This window comes from Cognatundibacterium curvum (assembly GCF_014284235.1).
GTDB lineage: Bacteria > Pseudomonadota > Gammaproteobacteria > Burkholderiales > Burkholderiaceae_D > Undibacterium > Undibacterium curvum.
The window spans coordinates 156,022-176,874 of record NZ_JACOGD010000008.1 but is presented as its reverse complement, the minus strand read 5'-3'; the positions used below and the strand labels follow the sequence as shown (position 1 = coordinate 176,874).

Sequence of the window (20,853 nt, the reverse complement as noted above, 5' to 3'; positions counted from 1 at the left end):
GAAGGCGCTGTCTGTGAACCGACTGTCGCTGTCAGACCAATGCCGGGTTGATGCAATATAGTGCACAGAGAAATACTCAATTTACTCAGCTGCGTTGAGCAGCATCAAGGCTAGTCAGGGCTGACACCGCATACTCACAGTGATCCGGCATGCAAGCTTTATTCCCGTCTTTGCGAAAAGGTGATTTGACAGGCCCAGATTGCCAGGATTGTTTACTCCACTATTTACCGAGGTGAGCGATGAAACTGATGTTAGATTTGTTTTCTACTGATTATGGTCTGATGAGCCTGGGCGTGATACTTTTTGTGCTGTTCATGGGGGTGTTTTTCTTCAATATGTTTAAGAGGCACGTCCAGGAAGAAATGCGGGCTAACAAGTAAGCAGAGCGATATTGCGGGTAATATCCAGGCAGGGGGCGCAATCGCCTCCTGTTTTTTTGAGTACATTACCTTGGCCTCAGACAGCAAGTTGCATTTGCCGGCGATCTTCAGTTTCTGTCACCTCCGCTTTTACAGCGGGTTGTGTGCAGCTTGCTGGTACTTTGCATCATCGCTCAGCACGGGATCGAATTCCTTTTGTCCTTCGACACATACCCTGTTTCTGCCCTTCTTTTTCGCCTGATACAAGGCACGGTCAGCCGCGTGGATTAAGGCTTCAGCATGGCCGTCATCCTTCTGCAGAGCGATCCCTATGCTGATCGTATAGGCGGGCAGGTCGGGCTGGGTTTGCTGTGCTGTTTGTTGTGCTAATTGGCGCTGAATTGCATTTGCCAGTGCCACCGCAGTATCAATAGAACTGACTGCAGACAACACAACAAACTCTTCCCCGCCGAAGCGTGCCAGCACATCATCTGGCTTCAGATGATCACGTATCGTTCTGACGATATCTACCAATACCAGGTCACCCATACCGTGACCATACTGGTCATTGATCGCTTTAAAGTGGTCTATGTCTATCACCAGCGCACTCAGCCGCATTTGAAGCGAGGCTGCGGCTGCATTTTTTTGTTGATAGGCGATATCAAAGCCGCGCCGGTTTAACGCCTCGGTTAACGGATCCGTTAATGCACGCTGCACCAGGCATTTCTGCAATTCATGGGTACTCATGAGCATAATACCGACGCCTATTAACAGGGACATGAAGGTATTGCTGTACAAGTAGAATTGATGGGCGAATCCGCCATGGAAAATATCAAACGGCGTTTCTTGCTGTTGGTATATGTGGCAGGCATTATTCAGAATTGCCAGCGTCTGTATGAGTAGCAGCGCGACCAGAAAGTATGAAGAAAAATGGCGGTCGCCATGCCGCAGTATCAAAAATACCTGCGCCACATACATGGTACACAGGAAAAAAGCGGCAATCACCACCCTTAGCGGAAAATTGTCATGCACCAGCAAAAACCAGAGCAAAAGCAGGTAAGCTGATCCGGAAAAACTCAGTAAGACTGGCCAGTTGATAGCGCGCCTGAAAAAGCGCGTCGTGCCAGCCACAATTGCGATGGTGCTGACGAACACCATGCAGTTGGCAATGATCAGCGCCCATGCCTGCGGTAATACATAGACCAAGCCATAGCTGGGGCCGATCAATACGGAAACTGCAGCACCCAAACACCAGTAACCTAGTCCCTGTACATCTTTAGGAAAGCTACGGTAAGCCGAAAACAAGACCAGACCATTACCCGCAGCCATTGCAGTGGCCATTAGCACCATGGTGTGTACGAGTTCCGGGGACATGTCTGTGCAAGGTGAAATTTGAATGCACGCATCATATCAAAAAATGCAGCATGGAAATTCCAAAAAACAAAGTGTAGTTGCGGATTGTGATGACCGAAGTAGTCAATGCGCGCACAAATGTAATTTAAGCTAAAGCTCCGCTTGACGTCAAAATCTGAATCATCTCCTCAACTGTATGCATGTTTCAGGCAGTTGTTTTTCAGTTATTTGATGTATGACTCAACATGATTAAAAAGCTAATCAGTTATACTTTTTTACTCTTTCAATAAAAACAAAGGTGTAGTTGTGGGGAAGCAGCATTTACAGAAGAAGAATTGGACGCTGGCCGCGATGTTTGCATTGTCGCTTAGCTTGAGTGCATGTGGCGGCGGGGGCGGCGGGAGCAGTGCCAGTGGATCAGATGGTAATACGAATGGCGGTACGCAAACGCCAAGCGTCACAGTCAGTTCCAGCGTGAGCACGGTCGCAGCGGGTGATGGCAGCGTGCAGTTGAGTGCCCAGATTACAGGTAGCACAAGCGCAGTGACCTGGAGTATCTCACCTGCTGGTATCGGCAGTCTGGATAGCACCAGCGGCACGCAGGTGAAATACATACCGCCGCTGGCCGGTACCGTACTGGCTGATACGCCAGTGACTATTACTGCCAGCGCTGGTCAGATCAGTAAATCTGTGAGCCTGACGGTACAACGCGCAGCCGGTGTTGCCCTGTTGGCGGGTGACTACGGGCGCATGGTGGATGGTCCGGTAAGTATTTCGAAGCAATATCGTCCAGGCAGTGCAGTAGTGAGTTCCAAAGGTAATCTGTATGTTGTCAACGATGGATCGGTCATCCGCAAAATAAGTCCAGATGGCTCAGTCTCCACCTTGGCTGGCTCCATCTTCGCTGGAACACCTAAGGACGGTACCGGAAGCGATGCGCGTTTTGGTAGTCTAGGCCATCTTGTGATTACGGCGGATGAGACCTTATATGCGATTGACGAAAGTGATACCACCATCAAGAAAATAACGCCAGATGGAGTGGTCTCAACGATAGCTGGGCCCAATAAGCCAAATAGTAACGAGCGTTTTAACCGCATCGCTAGCCTGGTCGTTACTAAGGATGGCAGCGTTATATTTTCCGATGCGGTTTTGGATGATAGTTATATCAATTTCTACGTACCACCAATATCAACGTACAGAATCAAAAATGGCGCTGTTGAACTGTTGAACATGAAAACTCAGTTCAATATCGTAGCAATGGCTATGGATGGCCGTAATGGCGACATCTATGGTTTGGAAAGCGTTTTTGGTGGTTTGGTGAAATTGCAGATAACTGACAATAATGTACAGGTGCAGCCCTTACTTAAATTGCGTGGAAAGGGCATGTCGGGCTTGGACTATACCGACTTGACTGTAGATAGTAAGGGACGTATCTATATCGCCAGCGCATCGGAAAACAAAGTGTTTTCCATTGATGCAGCGATGAACTTATCTGTGTTGATATCCATACCTTTGATATCGGCTGAAAGTATGACCAGCTACCAGGATGGATCGCTTTCAATTGCAAAGTTTAGTGATGTGAATGGTTTAGCGGTTGATGCTGAAAATAATTTGTATCTGACTGAATTCTATAATGCGACAGTCAGAAAAATTACTGCAGCGGGAGTTGTGACAACCTTCTCCGGGAGTCCATATAGCGGGTTTAGATCTGGCTTAGCGACGGAGGCCAGATTTTCTTACTTATACGGTTTGGCATTAGATGCAACGGGTAATATCTTCATGTCCGATTCTTATTTTAATGCCATCTATAAATTGGACAAGAACGGAAATGTTCAGGTCGTCGCAGGTGGTAATGTTGTCGGTGCGTTTGCGGATGGTATGGGGGGAAGTGCAAAATTCAATCAACCCAAAGGTCTCTATGTGAATGCCGAGGGCTCGGTGCTTGTCGCTGATAGTTCGAATAATCTGATTCGTAAAGTAGATGCCAATCAAAAAGTGACTACGCTGGCGGGTGTGCCGACTCTGCAAGGTAATGAAAATGGCAGCACTACTGTCGCTAGTTTTACTTTTCCGTCGAGTGTTATTCAGGATAAGAGTGGCAGCATTTATGTCGGCCAACAGGATGCGATTCGAAAAATTGGACCGGATGGTCAGGTTTCTATCGTTGCTGGCGGCCACCAATACTACGACTATTCAGGTAAGAAACCGGTGTTGGTCTATCCAGATGGGAAAGCATTGAACGCTGGTTTGGGGCGCGTTTATGGGATGACGACGGACAGTAAAGCTAATCTGGTATTTGCAGATTGCGCTTCGAATCGAATCAGAAAACTTTCTACGAATGGAGATGTTACTACTATTGCCGGTTCGCCTTCTGGTGAAAGAGGTAAAGTTGATGGCAACGGCACAAATGCGAGATTCTTTTGCCCCAGAGCTGTGGTTGCTGATGAGTTGGATAATCTTTATGTAATGGATAACAGAGGTGAAGTCATTCGTAAAATCACCCCGCAAGGCGATGTGACTACCTTGGTGGGTAATGGCAGCTATTTAACCTCTGTCGGTAAACTGCCTGCCAATCTGACTGGAATATCCGGGCTGGCCTATGATAAAAGCAGCCGTTCTTTGCTGGTGACTGCTGAGTCAGCATTATTCCGGGTCGTGTTGCCTTGATGCTTCGCTGATAAAGCGCAGCTTAGCTGTAAGCTGATCTGCACAGATAAAACCCCGTTTAGTGATCAGACGGGGTTTTTTTATATGGCTGTTTGAATAAAACTTGTTAATTTTTGTAATTTTATACACAATGCTTACCAGGAATTATTTCCCCATTTAGTATTTCTTATCCATCATTTTTACTCAGCAGTTTTTGCTAAGGGCCATCTATGTCAGAACTTTCTTCCATTGCTGAGGCCTATGTTCGCTTAGTCCTGGCTGTCGGTTTGCATGATCCTGGTTATGTCGATGCCTACATTGGGCCGCAGGCCTGGCGGGATGAGGCGCAGCAGTTGCCGCTGACGCAGTTGCAGCAGCAGGCCGCTAGTTTATTGGAGCGTATCAGTGCGCTGACTGACATCGAAACAGAGCAAAGTGCGCGGCAGGCGTTTTTGCGCCTGCAGATCGCTTCAGTGAAGACATATATAGAGCAACTGATGGGCCAGTTACTGCCCTTTGATCAGGAATCGTTGGCCTTATATGATGCGGTTTCCCCGCCGCTGACGCCAGCCGATCTGGATGCGACACTGGCAGAACTGGATGCGCTGGTACCGGGGCAGGGTGAGCTCAATGCACGGCTGTCTGACTACAACCGCCAATTCGAAATTCCGCGTGATAAACTCGATGCCGTATTTACGGCTGCCGTGAATGAAGCGCGTGCCAGAACGCGGCGCTATATTGCTTTACCCGACAATGAGAGTTTTGAAATTGCCTATGTCAATAATCAAGTCTGGAGTGCATATAACTGGTACAAGGGAAATAACCGCAGTCTGATCGAAGTTAACACTGACTTCCCCATGTTTATCAGTCGTGCCATAGACCTGGCCAGCCACGAAGCTTATCCTGGCCACCATGTATTCAATTTGCTGCTTGAGCAAGACATGGTGCAGCAAAAAGCCTGGATGGAATATGCGGTCTATCCTTTGTATTCACCCATGTCTTTTCTGGCAGAAGGCAGCGCCAACTATGGTATAGAAATCGCGTTTCCGCACGATGAACGTATGGAGTTTGAAAAGACGGTTTTATTTCCGCTGGCGGGCATAGATCCGGAAAAGGCCGACCTGTATTACCGGATACAGGCAGTGCTGCAGCAATTATCCTATTCCGGAAATATGGTCGCCAAACGCTATCTCGATGGAGACATAGGGCGTGAAGCGGCAATTTCGATGCTGATGAAGTACAGCCTGTCAGATGCAGACCGCTCTGCGCAGCGCCTGCGCTTTATAGAGCATAACCGTTCCTATGTAATTAACTACAACCTGGGTCAGGATACGGTGCAGGCCTTTGTCGAAAAACGGGCTGGTAAAACCGATGCTGCGCTGCGCTGGCAAGTGTTTACTGAATTACTGCGTACACCGGTCAGCGCATCTATGATGGACTGAACTGACCTTGACTCGCATCGACTGGCGCTGACAGAACAGAATGGCTTTATTGCCCGCGCTGTGCATTCAGTATGGCATGGGCGATCAGATCGATCGCGGGGCGGGTGTTACCTTGCTTGTCGGTCCAGACTTTGGGCGTGAGTGCACCGGACAGGCATACGCTTTCACCATCACCCAGTGCCATCAGTGCGTTGCGTACGTTCTGCTGAAAAGTGATCACATTGCACATGATGGTATCGCCCTCATCAGTGGCGACTTTCAGCTTGCAGGTCACATACACAGAGCCTGACTGGCCAGATCGCTGCTCTGCAATGCCATACATACGCCCTGCCACTAAGCCATCTATCATGGAATTCTTCCTGAAAATTTTTAAATAACGCGCATTAGACGATGGATAGCGCTATTTTGCAAATCTCTTCACAGGCGGGTTGCAGGCTGATTATTTTTTTATTGGCACCGGTAACATCGCTTCAGTTACGCCAGTCTGCCAGTCAGAGTAGGAACCATGTATTTTCTGGCGCAGTTTTTTGAGTCGTCCGGAGCTCTCCAGGCGATTTAACGCCTCAGTCAGGATACGGTCGACTTCATCCCCATGAGGACCTTTGGGAATCACAATCTGGTCATCCCAGCAGGCTAATAATGAACGGTGTATCTGTTCCTTACCGGATAATCCGCGCAGTATCGTATCACCTTCCTCCTGTGCGGCGATAAAGGCATCGCTTTGTCCTTTGATCACGCGGTTCATTCCTTCTTCAAAGTAGGTTGCCTCGGCAATTGGAAAGGGGAAATTAAAGAATTCTTTGGCGCCACGTATGACTTCAATCCGGTAAGGATAGACAGTATGGGAGACTGCGGTAAATAATTGTTCCTTGCTGACTGTCGCATTTTTTCGTGAGTACAGCACATGGCAAACCTGACCCATAGGTTTTTTCACAAAACGATAGGGCAGCTTTTCCTGATCCACATAAGGGCTTACCATCATTGGGGCATGAAAGTCTTGTAAGCCCAGCTCTATATTGCGCATAGAGCGCGCGAAAGGTAAAACCTCAATCTGGATTCTGACTTCCGGATACACTTCCTCGATGGCCTTGAGCAGATCAACAAACGGGCCACTGCCGTTTTTCTCTGCCAGCGATGGAAGATAACCTAGCCCGGCTTTCAAATCAGCGGCTGAGGCGCCATTCAGCAGTAAGCTTAAGCCGCTGGCGAGGAGCAGTTTCAGAGGTAAACGCATATTGAAGAAAAAAGGAGAGATGCGCTTTCAGTACAAGCAGGGTGGCAGCCTGATACTGATTCGGAGTAATCGGTAACCTTGTTATTATAGGTTTTACTTTCCAGGAAATCGCACGATGTATAAGCAATAACTGCGCAAAGTCCTGTCAAATATTGTTAAGAATGTTCATCCAGTTTATGGGGAGTTGCTTGATAAAAATCTTACTTATGTGAATCTGTTGAACTGGTTTCCAGCTTGTGCTCATTTTGCTGATGCATGATGATTGTCTACAGGTAAGCATGTCTGCGCTATTCTCATGGGATAAGTCATCTGTCAGCTGAATGTGATGGTGATATTTTTATTGCAATATTCTGAGGGTGATTTTGCTTCTGTCGCAAATGACAAGACTGCTGCGCGGAAGACTGACATCCTTGAGCGTTACAGCATGCCTGTGTGCTGTGCAAACAGCAGAAAACCGAGGAAAAGTCTGACATACGGGTACAATGCTGATCCCTCAGCATATACCGGAGCAATGAAGATGAGCATGAGTTACGAAGAATATCTGGATGAAGTCACCACCTTAATGACAGAAAATTTTGATTTGTCCGATGAAGCTGCGATCAAATATGTGATGCGCGCCCAGGCGAATGACTTTTTCACCTTACACGATGACATCCCTGCGATGCGTACGCTCGAGCGCGCGGTACAGGATGCACAAACGATTTACGATCAGCGCCATGCCTCACGTCCTCATGTACCGGCAAAACGTAGCAATAAGGCACGCAGTAAGTAATCATTCCCTGCGCTAAAGCCTTGTATGTGGATTGATTGCCACGGCATTTCACTTTTGTAAATGTTAAATAACATTTCTTTCTGTTAATTTGGCCTAAGTGAACCTTTATCTGCAGAAATTTCTGCTACATTGAATCCCACGTTCTTCCTTGCCGATAACCTGTCCGGAAGCGTCAGGCTGTCTGTTTGCCGTCTGCACATATTTCACTGAGCACTGTATGCCCGCCGGCTTACACCCGCCAGCCAGCTGGGTGCAGGCAGCATTACTGCTTCGTAAGTACATATCTTTTTATAGTAATTCTTATACGGAGAAGAATGATGTGGAATATATCCATACGCGCCAGATTGAATTTTGCCATGCTCAGTCTGGGTGCGCTGCTGGTGCTGATTGCCATTGGTGGATTCATAGGCTTGCGTCAATCTAATCATGCAGTGCAAACGGTGTATGACGACAGATTGATCGCGATGGGACAGCTTGACGCAGTAATACGTGCCATTTTACGCAATCAGATTGAAGTCGCCTCAGCCTTATCGGCCGAACCGGATGCGATACAGCCTCATCTTGATGCCGTCAAAAAAAATAAAGAGATCGCAGATAAAGAGTGGGCCGATTATATGGCGACCTATCTGACCCCGGAAGAAAAACTACTGGCGGACCAATTTAGCCAAAGCCGTAAGCAGTTTCTTGAGCGCGGATTACTTCCGGCCTTAGCCACTCTGCAGCAAAAAGACCAAAAAGCAGCCGCTGACTTGTTTCGGGGGGCGATGCGGACTGAGTTTGAAGCCGTCAAAAAAAACATGGATGACTTACTGGAGTTGCAGCTCAGGGAGGCAAAGCGGGAATACCAGGCAAGTCAGGCCACATTCAGCAGTTTTAGCTGGATTGCCGGCATTGCGGTGATTTTGGGACTGTGTCTGGCGCTGGGCATGCGCTATTGGCTGATTAACTCGATTTCTGCCCCGCTCAGCAGGGCGGTAGGTTTTGCAGATGCAATCGCAGAAGGTGATTTAACGCGTCAGATCCGGATTGATTCTCAGGATGAAATCGGGGATCTGTTACAGGCGCTGCAAAAAATGGGTGGCAATCTTCAGCAAATCGTACATCAGGTCAGGATGGGGACGGAAACCATCACTACCGCATCAACTGAAATTGCCAGCGGCAATATGGATTTATCCGCACGTACTGAAGCACAGGCCGGCTCTTTGGAAGAAACCTCATCTTCTATGGAGGAGCTGACCTCCACCACACGTCAAAACGGCGACAATGCGCGCCAGGCCAATACACTGGCCTTGTCCGCCTCAGAGATCGCAGTCAAAGGTGGGGAGGTCGTTTCGCGCGTGGTCGATACCATGGGCTCGATCAACAGCTCTTCGCAAAAAATTGTTGACATCATCAGCGTGATTGATGGCATCGCATTTCAAACCAATATCCTCGCACTGAATGCGGCAGTTGAAGCTGCACGTGCCGGTGAGCAGGGCAGGGGCTTTGCGGTGGTCGCATCAGAGGTACGTAATCTGGCTCAGCGTTCTGCTGCTGCCGCTAAGGAAATCAAAGTGCTGATCACAGATTCTGTAGAAAATGTAGAGCAGGGCAATCGTCTTGTCAGCGAAGCTGGCAGTACCATGCAAGAAGTGGTCAACAGCGTCAAACGGGTGACTGACATTATGAGTGAAATCACTGCCGCCAGCCGTGAACAGGAAATCGGCATAGAGCAAATTAATCAGGCAATTATCACCATGGATGGCGTGACTCAGCAAAATGCGGCGCTGGTGGAGCAGGCTGCTGCCGCGGCCCAATCCTTGCAGGATCAGGCAGAAGAGCTGGTGCAGGTGGTCAGTGTGTTTAAATTGCAGAATCAGTTCCCGGCAGCGGCTAAGATGCAGCAGCAAGCTGGTTCAAACCTGGCTTTGCTGCGCACCTGATCGCTGATCAGCGACCACTACCTTGTTTGCTTGCTGCGCAGCTGTCAGGCTGGCGCAGCTGGCGCGAAAATGGTATGTTGCGCTTTTTATTTTTGACGCAGCCTGCGCGTTTCCATCATGTCTGCTTCCCGAAGTTTAGCTACTCTGCTGGTGTTACTGACAGTGTTGGCATCCACTGCCTGTGAGCGCAAACCCGCTGCTGCCAGCGCATCAAAGTCAGCTACAGCAGCCACTGTGTTACCTGGCCGTTTTCAACTGGAAGATTTGTATGGACAGAATTATCCGCAACAGCAGCCCGTGCTGTCCCAGAGCATCCTGATCCGGGATAGTCAGCCGGCGCTGATGCAGGCGCTGGCCGCCGTGATCTTCCGGCATACTGCAATCAGCCCGTTTGATGTCACGCAGTTCCGGCAAGTGAAATTGCAGATAGAGGGAACGCAAAACGATATACAAAAAGAGAGTTGGAAAGAGGTGGCGAATACGCCGCATACCTATGAAATACAAGTGACGCTGGGCCCGCAGATCAGGCCAGAGCAGTTCGTAGCTTTACTTAATGAACTGGATGCACTGCGTTCAACAATGAAACCAGATGGCGAATTTCAATACAGTTTACGCTTCCCACCACGCCAGGCCTTAGGCGCATCGCGGTGAAATGACTGCATGCATTCAATTTGAGCGCTCAGCCAGATGCTTGCGCGTTATGCGGTTTAATTGTCCCGATTGCTGCATTTCATCCAGGCGTTTATCGATCTGATGAATCAGCTTAAGGCCTTCAGGATGGGATTTGCTGACCGCATAATGCAGCGCCACACGACTGGTTTCAGGCAAAGGCAGAATGCGATAACGCTCGCTGTCAAAGGGCAGGATTTCTAATTGCGCGAAACCGCCGAAAATCTCTTGCATATCGATCAGAATATCGCAGCGGCCGATATCGAGCTTTTTCAACAGGCTCGCGTAATTCGGCGCACCACTGTCTATGCTGGCTGCGGGCAGCTTGCTGTATGCGGTATAGCTGCCGCGCAAGGCACAGACTTTAAACTTAGTCAGATCACTGAGCTGAGTGACGGGTGCAGAAGGAAAGCGCTGGCTTGCATACAAATAAGACGGAGTCAGCGAAAAGTAAGGGCGAGAGAATAAATAGATCTGTTCCCGTTCCGGGCTTTTTAAGGTAGACATCGCGATATCTATTTGCGTAGCTGCCTGCATATCGGTCAGACAGCGTAGCCAGGGTAATAGTTTGATGAGCGGATTGGGGAAGACCTGGCGTAATACGTCAGCAGAGATGCCTTGTACTTCATTACTCCCTGTGGCCTGATAAGAGAATGGCGGCCATTGACTCTCGCCGCCACAGGCACGGGTTTGTGCATGCGCAGTCGCTGATACCGCTAAGCCGCACGCAACATAGTAAATCAGCTTCATAAGTCCCTTTCTGTCACATAGTCTGACTCTAGGTGAACGTGGGGGACTTGGCAAGTCAGACTATGTTAAATGACTAATTTAATTGGATATTAAGTCCTTATCTGGACAGGCAGGTCAGTTCATTTCTCTATCAGTTCTGCGTCAAAAAAGCTGCCCGGGGCGGCCTGCGACAATTGCAGCAAGCGATCTATATTCGGATGTTTGCCCGGGTGCTGCTGCGCATCGGCAGTGTGTTCGGCATACCATGCCAGACCCTGCTGTGCCGCCACCTGATCAATCTGCGATGCTGCATTGATCAGCGCGTGATAGACGCGCACACTGCCAGCCGAACCAGGCTGATTTTCTATACGTGCCAGCAAAGTACCATCCTGATACAGCGCGATGGCGGCCAGATGATCAACGGTGGGCAGGGTGGATAAGATTTCTGAGAATTGCATATGCGGTCAGCGAAAAGTAAAGATGAAAGGGGCATATTGTAAGCGTGCTTCTGATGTTTTGCAGTGCTCCTGCTTGGCACTGCTGTGAGATCACGCAAAGCTATCCTGCCCTGCGGGCAGGGGCAAGCTTACAACAATTACGTAGCATGACTGGAGACACATCGTACTCATGCTCATTTTTATAAAAGTCATTTTTTTCCATATTGCACGGATTAATCCAAAGCTTGTGGAAACCCTGTTTTTTCAAAAGAATCGTATCGCGTCATCTGCTCGTCACAACTGTTCTATATCGTTCGGTTTTTTCTGACGGATCGCTGACTATGTCCTTTACTCCCAAAAAAATCATGCTGGCAATTACTGCCTTGTCCCTGAGCGCATGTGGCGGCAATTCCACACCAGCACTCCCTTTGCTGACGCTGGATGGCGAAAAACCGATGGTGGTTGCGCATCGCGGCGCGTCCGGCTATCTGCCGGAAGAAACCTATGAAGCCTATGTCAAGGCGATAGAGCTGGGTGCGGATGCGATAGAACCGGATTTGATTTCAACCAAAGATGGTGTACTGATTGCGCGCCATGATCCGAATCTGGCTTACAGCACTGACGTTGATAAACGTCCTGAATTTGCGTCCCGCAAAAAAACGGTGAGTGTCGATGGTGAAGTACAGACTGGCTGGTTCGCCAGCGATTTTACTTTCGCAGAAATCAAAACGCTGGGCGGCATTTCCACCGACGCTGAACGTCCTCAGCAATACAATGGCTTGTATAAAATCGTGAGTTTTCAAGAGATCATCGATCTGGTCAAAGCTAAGTCTAAAGAGACTGGCCGTACTATCCAGGTATATCCGGAAACCAAGAACCCGAGCTACCATCGTGCATTAGGATTAGCCCTGGAAGACAAGCTGATAGACCTGATTAACAAAGCTGGCTGGAATAGTAAAACTGCGCCAATACTGGTGCAGTCATTTGAGCCGGGCAGCCTGAAGGAAATGCGCAAGAAAGGCTTGAATGTACGCCTGATACAGCTGATCGATGCGGATGATGTCGATCTCAAAACCGGTGCCCTGACTTATGCCGCGCCGTATGACAGACCGTATGACTGGGCACTGGCTGGTGATAAACGCATGTTCTCTGATATGGTCACACCAGCCGGTCTGGCTGAAATCAAAACTTATGCTGATGGCATCGGTCCCTGGAAGCGTTACATCGTGAGCGTGAAGGGCACAGTCGGTGCCGATGGTAAGCTGCAGGACATCAATGGCGATGGCAAAATCAATGATGCTGACACGACCACGCTGGCACCGGGCAGCCTGATCGCCGATGCGCATAAAGCCGGTTTGCTGGTGCATCCATACACCTTCCGTAATGAACAGCGCCGTTTAGCTGCGAATTACAAAGGCGATCCTAAAGCGGAGTATCTGCAATTCCTGCGTTTGGGTGTAGATGGCTTGTTCTCGGATTTTGCGGACACCGCACTCAGCAGCCGCGCTGACTATCTGAAAGAAATGGGACGCTGATCGCGCTGATCTGCTGATTAGGCTGGACAGCTGTGTTAGCTGGCCAGCCTGCCTCAACTGACTGTGATGGCGCTTTTCCCACCGGCCGCGCGTTGCACCAGAATGCGGGTGGCAATGCGTTCGGTCATTTCCTGTACATGAGAAATCACACCGACCTGACGCCCTTGCGCTTGCAGCGAGTCGAGTGCATCCATGGCGATTTGCAAGGTGTCTGCATCCAGACTGCCGAAGCCTTCATCGATAAATAAAGATTCGACTTTGACACGCTGACTCGATAAAGACGCCAGACCCAGTGCCAGTGCGAGCGAAGCCAGGAAGGATTCACCGCCTGATAGCGAATGCACCGAACGCTGTTCATCTGCCATGTCCTGATCAATCACCATCATCGCCAGCGTATCCGGTATGCGTTGCAGACGGTAGCGTCGCGCCAGTTGTTGTAAATGGCGATTGGCATAGGCCAGCAATACATCCAGCGTGATTTGCTGCGCATAATTACGGAATTTTTTTCCATCAGCAGAGCCGATCAGTTCACGCATCTGTTCCCATAAGCGGGTTTGTGTGGACTGCTGTTGCAATTCCTGACGCAGGCTGCTGTTATGCATGCGACGTGCATCATCCTGACGTTGTTGCGCCAGTAGCTCGCTGTAGGCCTGCTGCGCCTGCTGCCATTGCTGTTGCAGGCTGCCCGCATGGGCTTGCCATGCCTGCTCCAGCGTTTGTGCTTCCGGGTGCTCTGCTGTATGCACTGACTGCGCCTGGTGTGGGCTGTCAGCCTCAAATGATGGCGGGGAGGCGGGCATAGACTGTTGATGTTGTGCGACTTGCTGGCGTCGTTCAGTCAGGATGGTAGTAGCCTGCAAGCGCGCACTGGCGATGGCTTGCAGTGCATCTCTTTCTGCCTGTATCCAGTCGCCGTCAAAGTGCAGCAAGTGTGCACACTGTGCATGCAAGGCAGCCAAAGCAGGCAAAGCAGGCGATGCTGCATCCTGACTGACTTGCGTAGTGCTGCTTTCATTGTCATCCTCAACAGCTTGAGTGAGGAGTAAGTCCGCGTGTTGCAGCAGCCAGGTATCCAGCGCTTCTGACGCATTGTGCCAGGCTAGCTGCGTTTCTTGCTGTTGTTGCTGCAGCAGTTCAGCTGCTTGCTGCAAACGGATTAATTCCTGCTGTTGATGCTGTGCCTGTTGTTGCTGTTGTGCGACTTGTTCACGACTCAGTTGTACTTGCTGTTGCAGCGTCTGTGCGACGACCTCAGTCGCTTGTCCATCCAGACAGCGCAGACGTTGCTGCTGTTTTTGCTGCAGCAGGGCCTGTGCTTCCTGCGTTTGTAGCGTGCTCAGTTGCAGCGCTTGCTGTGCCGCTTCTTGCTGTTGTTGCGCGAGATCACGTGCATGGCTGGCGTCCTGCAGGCTGCGCTCCAGCGCTTGCTGCTGCAACTGGGTTTGCTGCCACTGCCCGACCTGGGTGCGGCAGTGTGCATGGATCTCAGCTGCGGCCTGTTGCCACTGCACTTGCCACTGCATTTGCCATGTCGGCGTAGCGCTTTGCTGGCTCGCTTCGGCCGTATGCAGCGCGCTCTGCATGGCTGCATCGATTTGCGCTAAGTCTTGCTGTATTTGTGCTGCGTCCTGTACGCACTGGTGCTGCAAACTGTGTTGTTGCTGGCTTAAGCGCTCGCGTGCCTGACCGATCTGGCCTAGTTGTTCGCGGCACTGTATCTGCCGTTGTTGCTGGTGCTCCCATGCTGCCTGTTGTTGAGAATGATGCTGGCTGGCTTGCTGCCATTGCAGCTCTTGTTGCTGCACTTGCTGATGCTGCTGGTGCCACTGCATTTGCGCCTGATCCAGCCAGCTCTGAATCTGCGCGCTGTGTTCCACATCGGGTAAGCTGGCATCAGGCTGTGGCTGGCACAACACCCAGCGCAGGTGCTGTAATTGCTGCCACTGTGTTTGTAGTTGGCTGTGGGTCAGTCTGGCTGCTGTTTCTGCCTGCTGTAACTCTTGCAGTCGCTGTGCGCCGTGCTTCAGTTGCGCAGTCAGGATAGTGATCTGATCGCGGCAGGCGGCTTCACGTTGGCGACAGGCGTCCAGCGCTGACTGCAAGCCTGTCAGCGCATTATGCAGCCGGGTTTGCTGACCCTCTGCTGCATACGGATGACTGGCGCTGCCACACACAGGGCAAGCTTCGCCATCGTGCAGGCCAGCGCGCAAACTTTCCACATCCTGAGCACAGGCGGTTTCGACGATCTTCAATGCCTGCTGTGCCTGGTGTGTGGCGGCTTGTAGTGTCGGCAGTTCGCTTTGTGCTTGCTGCAGTTGTGCGTTGCTTTGCTGCTGTGTGTGTTGTGCCTGGCTGAGTTGTTGTTCCAGCTGCTGTAACTGCTGGGTACTTTGCTGCGTTTGTGACCAGTAAAGACGGACCTCCTGCAGTTGCTGTTTTTCCTGCGCCAGTTGTAGTGCTGTTTGCTGTAATGCCTGCTGATCCAGCGCTGCCACTGCCTGCAGGCTTGCTTCACGCGCCGTTTGTGCCAGTTGCAGTGCCTGTTCGGCTTGCTGCGCCTGTTCTGCCGCATGAGCGTATTGCTGTTGCTGCTCCTTGAGTTGCAGCTCCAGTGTCTGCAGCGTTTGCTGATCCGCCAGTAAGCGGCTGCGCTGTTCTGCGGCCTGTTGCAATACGCGGTCGGCCAGAGGCCAGACTGTGACCAGCGCTTGCCAGTGTGTGTGCTGCTGCAACCATTGCGCGTTGTCTTGCAATTGTTGCTGTAATTGTTGCTGGTGTGTGGTCTGTTGTTGCAGGCTGAGTGTGGCCTGCTGCAGCGTACTGCTTTGCTGCTGCTGACGTTGCTGCAGCGGCTGTAACTGCGCCGCTTGCTGTGCAATCTCCGTATCGAGCTGACGCGCCTGTTGTAACTCCGGCTGCTTGTGCTCCCAAGTTGTCAGCGCTTGTTGTGCCTCGACCTGTGCTTGCTCCAGCTGTTGTTGGGCTGTGCTGCTGCGCAGTGCCGTGGCTTCGCGTTGCCGCTGTATGTCTTGCAGACGCTGGACGCTGACCTGGTATTGCTGTTGGCCGCGTTCTGCCTGCTGCACTAAGGGGCGCGCCGCCTGCACCTGCTCCACCCGGCTCAGCGTGTGCTGGCGCGGCTGTGCCGCCTGCCATGCCTGCGAGGCTTGCTGCGCCTGGCTGTCTGCCTGCTCTGCCTGCGCAGCCAGTGTTTGTGCGGTGTCCAGCCAGCGCAAGGCAGCGTCCGCCTGTTCTTTGCGGCTATTCAGTTGCTGTACTGTGTGCTGGCTGTCTGTGAGTTGTTGATCGAGTGCGGCGCGCTGTTCATCGCTGAGTCCGGCATTGTCGCTCAGGCGTTGTGTCAGGCGATCCAGTGCTTCGCGTTCGGTCTTGGCGCGTTCAAAGGCGCGGCGCGAAATATCGCGGTAAATCTGGCTGCCGGTCAGCATTTCCAGCAGTGCGCCACGTTCATCGTCTTCAGCTTTCAGAAAACCGGAAAACTCATTTTGCGCGAGCAGCACGGCGCGTGTGAACTGTTCGAATTCCAGGCCTATCCTGAAACGGATTTCTTCTTTGACTTCGGTTTTTTTTCCGCCTATTGGCGTCAGCTCCGGCAGCTTGTGCAGGCTCATGCTGGCGGCCTGCAATTTGCCGCTGGCTTTGTTGTAAGCACGCTTGATGCTCCAGCGCGCGCGGTAGTGCTGCTCATCGATGCCAGCGAAATCGACTTCGGCATAGCCTTCACTGCAGCCACGGCGTAACAGATTGCCACCATCCTGCTGGGAAATGAGGTCTTCGCCATCCGGCAAAACCTTGCCAGCGGCCGCACGCAGCAGGCGTGGCGTGTTTTCGTACAAGGCCATACACAGCGCATCGAGCAGGGTGCTTTTACCAGCGCCGGTTGCGCCACTGATCGCAAATAAACCGGCCGAGGCCAGCGGTTCCTGTTGAAAATCAAGCGCAAATTCTCCGGCCAGTGAAGCCAGATTTTTGCCACGGATCGCCAGTATTTTCATTGTGCGGCTCCGTGCATTAATTCATTCAATGCCTGCCGTAATTCCAGTGAGGGGGCTTCCTGATAACGGCTTTGATACAGGCGTTCAAACATCTGGGCTGGGTTCAGCTGCGCCAGTTCTTGCGGCGCGCTCTGCGCATCCGGGTCATTGTTTGCCTTCGCATAAGCCACTTCTATGCGGACTAAGCGTACCGTCTTTCCCTGCAGTGCCTGTTCAACCAGACTGCGGATCGCAGGTTCCGGTTCTTGCAAACGTACCCGTACCTGCAGATACGGTGGGTAGTCTGTCGCCGGCAAATCGAGTTGCCACAGTGCTTCGAGTACCTCAGCCAGCGGCGCTGGCTGCGGCATCACGCGCAACATAGACACAGCACGCGGCACTGGCAGCGGCGTCACGTTGGCAAGCTGCGCACCGGCCAGATCAACACACAGTATCTGATGCAGATAATCAGTTTCAGCAAACGATAAAGCCAGCGGACTGCCACAATAGCGTATGTGCTGTTGCTGGCTGACTTGTTGTGCCAGATGCAGATGGCCGAGTGCGACATAGGCCACGCTGCTGTCGAAAATGCTGGCTGATAAAGCCTCACTGCCACCGATCACAATACTGCGCTCGGATGCGGCAGAAACCTGACCACCGACCAGATGACAATGGCCGAGTGCCACGATTGCCTGATCCTCATTGCGTAATTCCAGCGCACGCTGTTGCACTTGCTGGTACAGCAGGCCTATGCCCGCCATATACGGATCAAGCGCATCGTCCACCCGCGGCACATCGGCCGGACGCAAAAATGGTAGTGCCAGTGCATAAGCACGCGTGACTCCGTGGCGGTCGCGCAGAGGCAGGATCAGCTTGTCCAGATCGATGCTGCCATCCTGCAGGCGCGGTACAAAGCCGATCACATGGGTGTTGAATTGCTCCAGCAAAGGCAGGGCTGATTCCAGCCGTCCCGGCGAATCATGGTTGCCCGCGATGACGACAATTTGCAGATGCGGCTGTATTGCTCTGGCCTGCTGCAGAAAACGGTAAAACATTTTCTGCGCCGCTGCCGAGGGATTGGCTGTATCAAATACATCGCCCGCAATCAGCAGTACATCGGCGTCCTGCGCCTGTATTTGCTGGCACAGCCAGTCCAAAAAATGCTGATGCTCCGCGCTGCGGTCAAATTGCTGCAGAGTCTGGCCCAGATGCCAGTCAGAAGTATGTAAAAGTCGCAAAGGGATTTCCTGTGAAAACGGAGCCAGCCAAAGCGGCTATTTTCGCATGCGTCCGGCAAATAAGGCTAAAGCTGCGCCAAAAGCACAGGGGCTCTGTTAGCATCTCGGCTTACACCGGACCGACCTGAAAGCAGAATATGGTACCCAAAAGACAGACTGTGGCGGCACGCAGTGGCAAATCGCCGGTGCAGGCCTATTTGCTGGGAGAGGATGTCGCTGTTTTGCAAGCGGCAGCTCAGCCTGTTGCCACCCTGGAGATACAGCAAATCTGCTGGACACTGGCCGCTAGCTTGCGCGGACAGCCAGGCATCATCGAGGTGGTACCCGGTATGAATAATCTGAGCGTACGCTTCGACATCAGGCGTTATGACCCTGAGCAAATGCTGTCCGCCTTGCAGCAGCAATGGCAAACGCAGAGTACCGCCGCTAATCCTGTTTCGCACACAGCGTCTGCTGCCAGGCTGGTGCAGATACCGGTGCAGTATGGCGGTCAGGATGGGCCTGATCTGGAGCTGGTTGCCGCGCATTGCGGCATGTCGCCAGCGCAGGTGATTGCCGCTCATAGCGAGGCGGAATACCGGGTGTATTTTCTGGGCTTTCAGCCGGGCTTTGCATATCTCGGTGGTTTGCCTGAATCGCTGGTCACACCGCGCCGGGCTGAGCCCAGGCTCAGCGTGCCAGCTGGCTCGGTTGGTATCGGTGGTGCGCAGACCGGCATTTATCCGGCTGCCAGCCCGGGTGGCTGGCAATTGATAGGGCGTACCGCTTTAAGCTTATTTGATCCGGCACGCGCAGAACCCAGTCTGCTACAAAGTGGCGATCTGGTGCGCTTTGTCCCGGTTACGCAAGGAGTGGCTGATGCTTGAGATGGTCAGGGCAGGATTGCACAACAGTGTGCAGGATCAGGGACGTTACGGTTTTCGTCATCTGGGCGTGGCGCAGGCTGGCGCATTAGATGCGGCTGCCTTGTGGCAGGCTAACCGGCTGGTGCAAAATGCGGGCGGTGCTGCCGGTCTGGAAATAATGACTGGCCCGGTGGTGATACGCTTCCACCGCGACAGCTGGATTGCGCTGACCGGCGCTGTGTTTCAGGCCAGTATAGAAGGCAGTCATCATAGCCAGATCATTGCCAACGGCTGGCGTTCGCAGATTCGTGCTGGCCAGGTCTTGCGTTTGCAGGGGCCAGTCAGCGGGCGCTGTGCCTATCTGGCGGTCGATGGGGGGATTGATGTTGCGCCCGTCATGGAATCACGCTCTACCGATTTTGCCGCTAAATTGGGTGGCCTGGATGGCCGGGCACTCAGGAATGGCGACTGGCTCGCCACTGGCCCGGCCTATGTGGGTGGCCCACGCGTGGGCGTTTTGCAGCGCAGCTGGACGCCGGAAATCCGTGTCTTGCGCGGTCCGGAATTTGAACAGTTCAATGCCGCTGCGCAAGATGATTTTTTCAGTGCCGCCTGGCAGGTCAGTCCGCAGAGCAATCGCATGGGCTTTCGTTTGCAAGGCACACCCTTGCAGCGCAGTGTGCAACAGGATTTACCTTCGCATGCAGTGTTTCCCGGTGTGGTGCAGGTGCCGCCCTCCGGTCAGCCCATTGTACTGATGGCCGATGCGCAAGCGACGGGTGGCTATCCGCGTATCGCGACGGTGATTGCGGCCGATATGTGGAAACTGGCGCAGGCTCAGAGCGGTGCGCGCTTTTGCTTTGTACCGACCGACAGGGACGGCGCGGCACTGGCCAGAAAACAATGGGAACAAGAGTTATACCGTATGGAATGGAGTTTATATGGCAAAGGATTGGGGCATAGACCTGAATGCAGACCTGGGTGAGGGCTGCGGCGATGATGAGGCGATACTGGCCTGCGTCAGTTCCGCCAATATCGCCTGCGGGGGACATGCCGGTGATGCCGACAGTATGCGCACGGCAGTCAGGGCTGCACATAAGCTGGGGGTGAAAATCGGCGCGCATCCCTCGTTTGAAGACAGGCAGAATTTTGGGCGTTCGGAAATGCAGTTACCGGCCGAGATTGTGTACGCACAGGTCAGTGCACAAATCCGTGCTTTGCAGGCGATCTGCGCTGAAGAAGGTGCCGTATGTGTGCATGTGAAACCGCATGGCGCCTTATACAACCAGGCAGCACGTGATCTGGCGCTGGCGCGGGTGGTGGTGAGTGCGATTCGTGCCGCTGGCGAACATTTGTGCGTGGTCGGCCTGGCGGGCAGCGCGCTGATTGCCGCTGCGCGTGAAGCTGGCATGCCGTTTGCGCAGGAAGCTTTTGCCGATCGCCGCTATAACCCGGATGGCAGCCTGATGTCGCGTCAGCTGGCTGCTGCCGTGATCACGGATAATGCACAGGCGCTGGCGCAGGCGAAGCAAATGGTAGAACATCACAGCGTTACCGCGCATGATGGCAGCAGCTTGACGCTGGCAGTCGATACCCTGTGTCTGCATGGTGATGGTGCGCATGCGCTGGCACTGGCTCGGCAGTTGCGTGACTGGCTGGATGCTGGCTGACGCTGAA

At 52.4% G+C, this 20,853-nt stretch carries 17 protein-coding genes; 10 read left to right on the top strand and 7 right to left on the bottom strand.

All coding sequences use genetic code 11. The features are described 5' to 3' along the window. Positions 1–248 precede the first annotated feature (248 nt). Positions 249–380: a DUF3149 domain-containing protein gene (locus H8K43_RS15670; RefSeq protein WP_222611070.1), complete on the top strand. Its 132-nt coding sequence runs from the start codon at positions 249–251 to the stop codon at positions 378–380. Between the two features lie 129 nt (positions 381–509). Here H8K43_RS15670 and H8K43_RS15665 read toward each other — a convergent pair whose 3' ends face one another. Next, a complete protein-coding gene (locus H8K43_RS15665) occupies positions 510–1,733 on the bottom strand; it encodes a GGDEF domain-containing protein (protein ID WP_186904697.1) in 1,224 nt (407 codons plus the stop codon). Positions 1,734–2,018: 285 nt separating this feature from the next. Here H8K43_RS15665 and H8K43_RS19210 point away from each other — a divergent pair, with 285 nt between their 5' ends. After that, positions 2,019–4,379, top strand: coding sequence for an NHL domain-containing protein (locus H8K43_RS19210; RefSeq protein ID WP_186904696.1), 2,361 nt, complete (start codon positions 2,019–2,021; stop codon positions 4,377–4,379). A gap of 209 nt (positions 4,380–4,588) precedes the next feature. Next, positions 4,589–5,800, top strand: coding sequence for a hypothetical protein (locus tag H8K43_RS15655; protein WP_186904695.1), 1,212 nt, complete (start codon positions 4,589–4,591; stop codon positions 5,798–5,800). Between the two features lie 46 nt (positions 5,801–5,846). Here H8K43_RS15655 and H8K43_RS15650 read toward each other — a convergent pair whose 3' ends face one another. Continuing rightward, positions 5,847–6,149 carry a single-stranded DNA-binding protein gene (locus H8K43_RS15650; protein ID WP_186904694.1) on the bottom strand — a complete coding sequence of 101 codons (303 nt, stop codon included), beginning with the start codon at positions 6,147–6,149 and terminating at the stop codon, positions 5,847–5,849. Between the two features lie 90 nt (positions 6,150–6,239). Next, positions 6,240–7,034 carry a type 2 periplasmic-binding domain-containing protein gene (locus tag H8K43_RS15645; protein WP_186904693.1) on the bottom strand — a complete coding sequence of 265 codons (795 nt, stop codon included), beginning with the start codon at positions 7,032–7,034 and terminating at the stop codon, positions 6,240–6,242. A 523-nt stretch (positions 7,035–7,557) separates the two neighbouring features. Here H8K43_RS15645 and H8K43_RS15640 point away from each other — a divergent pair. From H8K43_RS15640 to H8K43_RS15630, 3 genes are all read left to right on the top strand, one after another. Then, positions 7,558–7,806: a hypothetical protein gene (locus H8K43_RS15640; protein WP_186904692.1), complete on the top strand. Its 249-nt coding sequence runs from the start codon at positions 7,558–7,560 to the stop codon at positions 7,804–7,806. 314 nt (positions 7,807–8,120) lie between these two features. Then, complete coding sequence (locus tag H8K43_RS19205; RefSeq protein ID WP_186904691.1) at positions 8,121–9,728, top strand: methyl-accepting chemotaxis protein; 1,608 nt, start codon at positions 8,121–8,123, stop codon at positions 9,726–9,728. A 117-nt stretch (positions 9,729–9,845) separates the two neighbouring features. After that, positions 9,846–10,379: a hypothetical protein gene (locus tag H8K43_RS15630; RefSeq protein ID WP_186904690.1), complete on the top strand. Its 534-nt coding sequence runs from the start codon at positions 9,846–9,848 to the stop codon at positions 10,377–10,379. Positions 10,380–10,394: 15 nt separating this feature from the next. On the opposite strand, the gene H8K43_RS15625 is transcribed toward H8K43_RS15630, so the two are convergent. After that, positions 10,395–11,147 carry a substrate-binding periplasmic protein gene (locus H8K43_RS15625; protein ID WP_186904689.1) on the bottom strand — a complete coding sequence of 251 codons (753 nt, stop codon included), beginning with the start codon at positions 11,145–11,147 and terminating at the stop codon, positions 10,395–10,397. 119 nt (positions 11,148–11,266) lie between these two features. Further along, entirely contained in the window at positions 11,267–11,584 is a 318-nt protein-coding gene (locus H8K43_RS15620; RefSeq protein WP_186904688.1) for a DUF2322 family protein, read from the bottom strand. 320 nt (positions 11,585–11,904) lie between these two features. Between H8K43_RS15620 and H8K43_RS15615 the strand changes: the two genes are divergently transcribed. After that, entirely contained in the window at positions 11,905–13,098 is a 1,194-nt protein-coding gene (locus H8K43_RS15615; protein ID WP_186904687.1) for a glycerophosphodiester phosphodiesterase, read from the top strand. Positions 13,099–13,151: 53 nt separating this feature from the next. Here the strand turns inward: H8K43_RS15615 and H8K43_RS15610 are convergent, their stop codons facing one another. Both H8K43_RS15610 and H8K43_RS15605 read right to left on the bottom strand, forming a co-directional pair. Continuing rightward, positions 13,152–17,114 carry an SbcC/MukB-like Walker B domain-containing protein gene (locus H8K43_RS15610; RefSeq protein WP_186904686.1) on the bottom strand — a complete coding sequence of 1,321 codons (3,963 nt, stop codon included), beginning with the start codon at positions 17,112–17,114 and terminating at the stop codon, positions 13,152–13,154. After that, complete coding sequence (locus H8K43_RS15605) at positions 17,111–18,331, bottom strand: exonuclease SbcCD subunit D C-terminal domain-containing protein (protein ID WP_186904685.1); 1,221 nt, start codon at positions 18,329–18,331, stop codon at positions 17,111–17,113. Before H8K43_RS15605 ends, H8K43_RS15610 begins: the two co-directional genes overlap by 4 nt. 137 nt (positions 18,332–18,468) lie before the next feature. Between H8K43_RS15605 and pxpB the strand changes: the two genes are divergently transcribed. Genes pxpB through H8K43_RS15590 form a run of 3 tightly spaced genes read left to right on the top strand, consistent with a single transcriptional unit; the run spans position 18,469 to position 20,846 of the window. Continuing rightward, positions 18,469–19,197: a 5-oxoprolinase subunit PxpB gene (gene pxpB, locus H8K43_RS15600; protein ID WP_186904684.1), complete on the top strand. Its 729-nt coding sequence runs from the start codon at positions 18,469–18,471 to the stop codon at positions 19,195–19,197. Further along, positions 19,190–20,161: a 5-oxoprolinase subunit C family protein gene (locus tag H8K43_RS15595; RefSeq protein ID WP_186904683.1), complete on the top strand. Its 972-nt coding sequence runs from the start codon at positions 19,190–19,192 to the stop codon at positions 20,159–20,161. Before pxpB ends, H8K43_RS15595 begins: the two co-directional genes overlap by 8 nt. Next, a complete protein-coding gene (locus H8K43_RS15590; RefSeq protein ID WP_186904682.1) occupies positions 20,118–20,846 on the top strand; it encodes a 5-oxoprolinase subunit PxpA in 729 nt (242 codons plus the stop codon). The genes H8K43_RS15595 and H8K43_RS15590 overlap by 44 nt, the downstream gene beginning before the upstream one ends. The last annotated feature ends 7 nt before the right edge of the window (positions 20,847–20,853 follow it).

Excerpts from the sequence above, each read along its gene's own strand:
- H8K43_RS15670 (WP_222611070.1), top strand. The coding sequence starts at position 249 with ATGTTAGATTTGTTTTCTACTGATTATGGTCTGATGAGCCTGGGCGTG.
- H8K43_RS15665 (WP_186904697.1), bottom strand. The coding sequence starts at position 1,733 with ATGTCCCCGGAACTCGTACACACCATGGTGCTAATGGCCACTGCAATG.
- H8K43_RS15655 (WP_186904695.1), top strand. The coding sequence starts at position 4,589 with ATGTCAGAACTTTCTTCCATTGCTGAGGCCTATGTTCGCTTAGTCCTG.
- H8K43_RS15650 (WP_186904694.1), bottom strand. The coding sequence starts at position 6,149 with ATGATAGATGGCTTAGTGGCAGGGCGTATGTATGGCATTGCAGAGCAG.
- H8K43_RS15645 (WP_186904693.1), bottom strand. The coding sequence starts at position 7,034 with ATGCGTTTACCTCTGAAACTGCTCCTCGCCAGCGGCTTAAGCTTACTG.
- H8K43_RS15640 (WP_186904692.1), top strand. The coding sequence starts at position 7,558 with ATGAGTTACGAAGAATATCTGGATGAAGTCACCACCTTAATGACAGAA.
- H8K43_RS19205 (WP_186904691.1), top strand. The coding sequence starts at position 8,121 with ATGATGTGGAATATATCCATACGCGCCAGATTGAATTTTGCCATGCTC.
- H8K43_RS15630 (WP_186904690.1), top strand. The coding sequence starts at position 9,846 with ATGTCTGCTTCCCGAAGTTTAGCTACTCTGCTGGTGTTACTGACAGTG.
- H8K43_RS15625 (WP_186904689.1), bottom strand. The coding sequence starts at position 11,147 with ATGAAGCTGATTTACTATGTTGCGTGCGGCTTAGCGGTATCAGCGACT.
- H8K43_RS15620 (WP_186904688.1), bottom strand. The coding sequence starts at position 11,584 with ATGCAATTCTCAGAAATCTTATCCACCCTGCCCACCGTTGATCATCTG.
- H8K43_RS15615 (WP_186904687.1), top strand. The coding sequence starts at position 11,905 with ATGTCCTTTACTCCCAAAAAAATCATGCTGGCAATTACTGCCTTGTCC.
- H8K43_RS15610 (WP_186904686.1), bottom strand. The coding sequence starts at position 17,114 with ATGAAAATACTGGCGATCCGTGGCAAAAATCTGGCTTCACTGGCCGGA.
- pxpB (WP_186904684.1), top strand. The coding sequence starts at position 18,469 with ATGGTACCCAAAAGACAGACTGTGGCGGCACGCAGTGGCAAATCGCCG.
- H8K43_RS15595 (WP_186904683.1), top strand. The coding sequence starts at position 19,190 with ATGCTTGAGATGGTCAGGGCAGGATTGCACAACAGTGTGCAGGATCAG.
- H8K43_RS15590 (WP_186904682.1), top strand. The coding sequence starts at position 20,118 with ATGGCAAAGGATTGGGGCATAGACCTGAATGCAGACCTGGGTGAGGGC.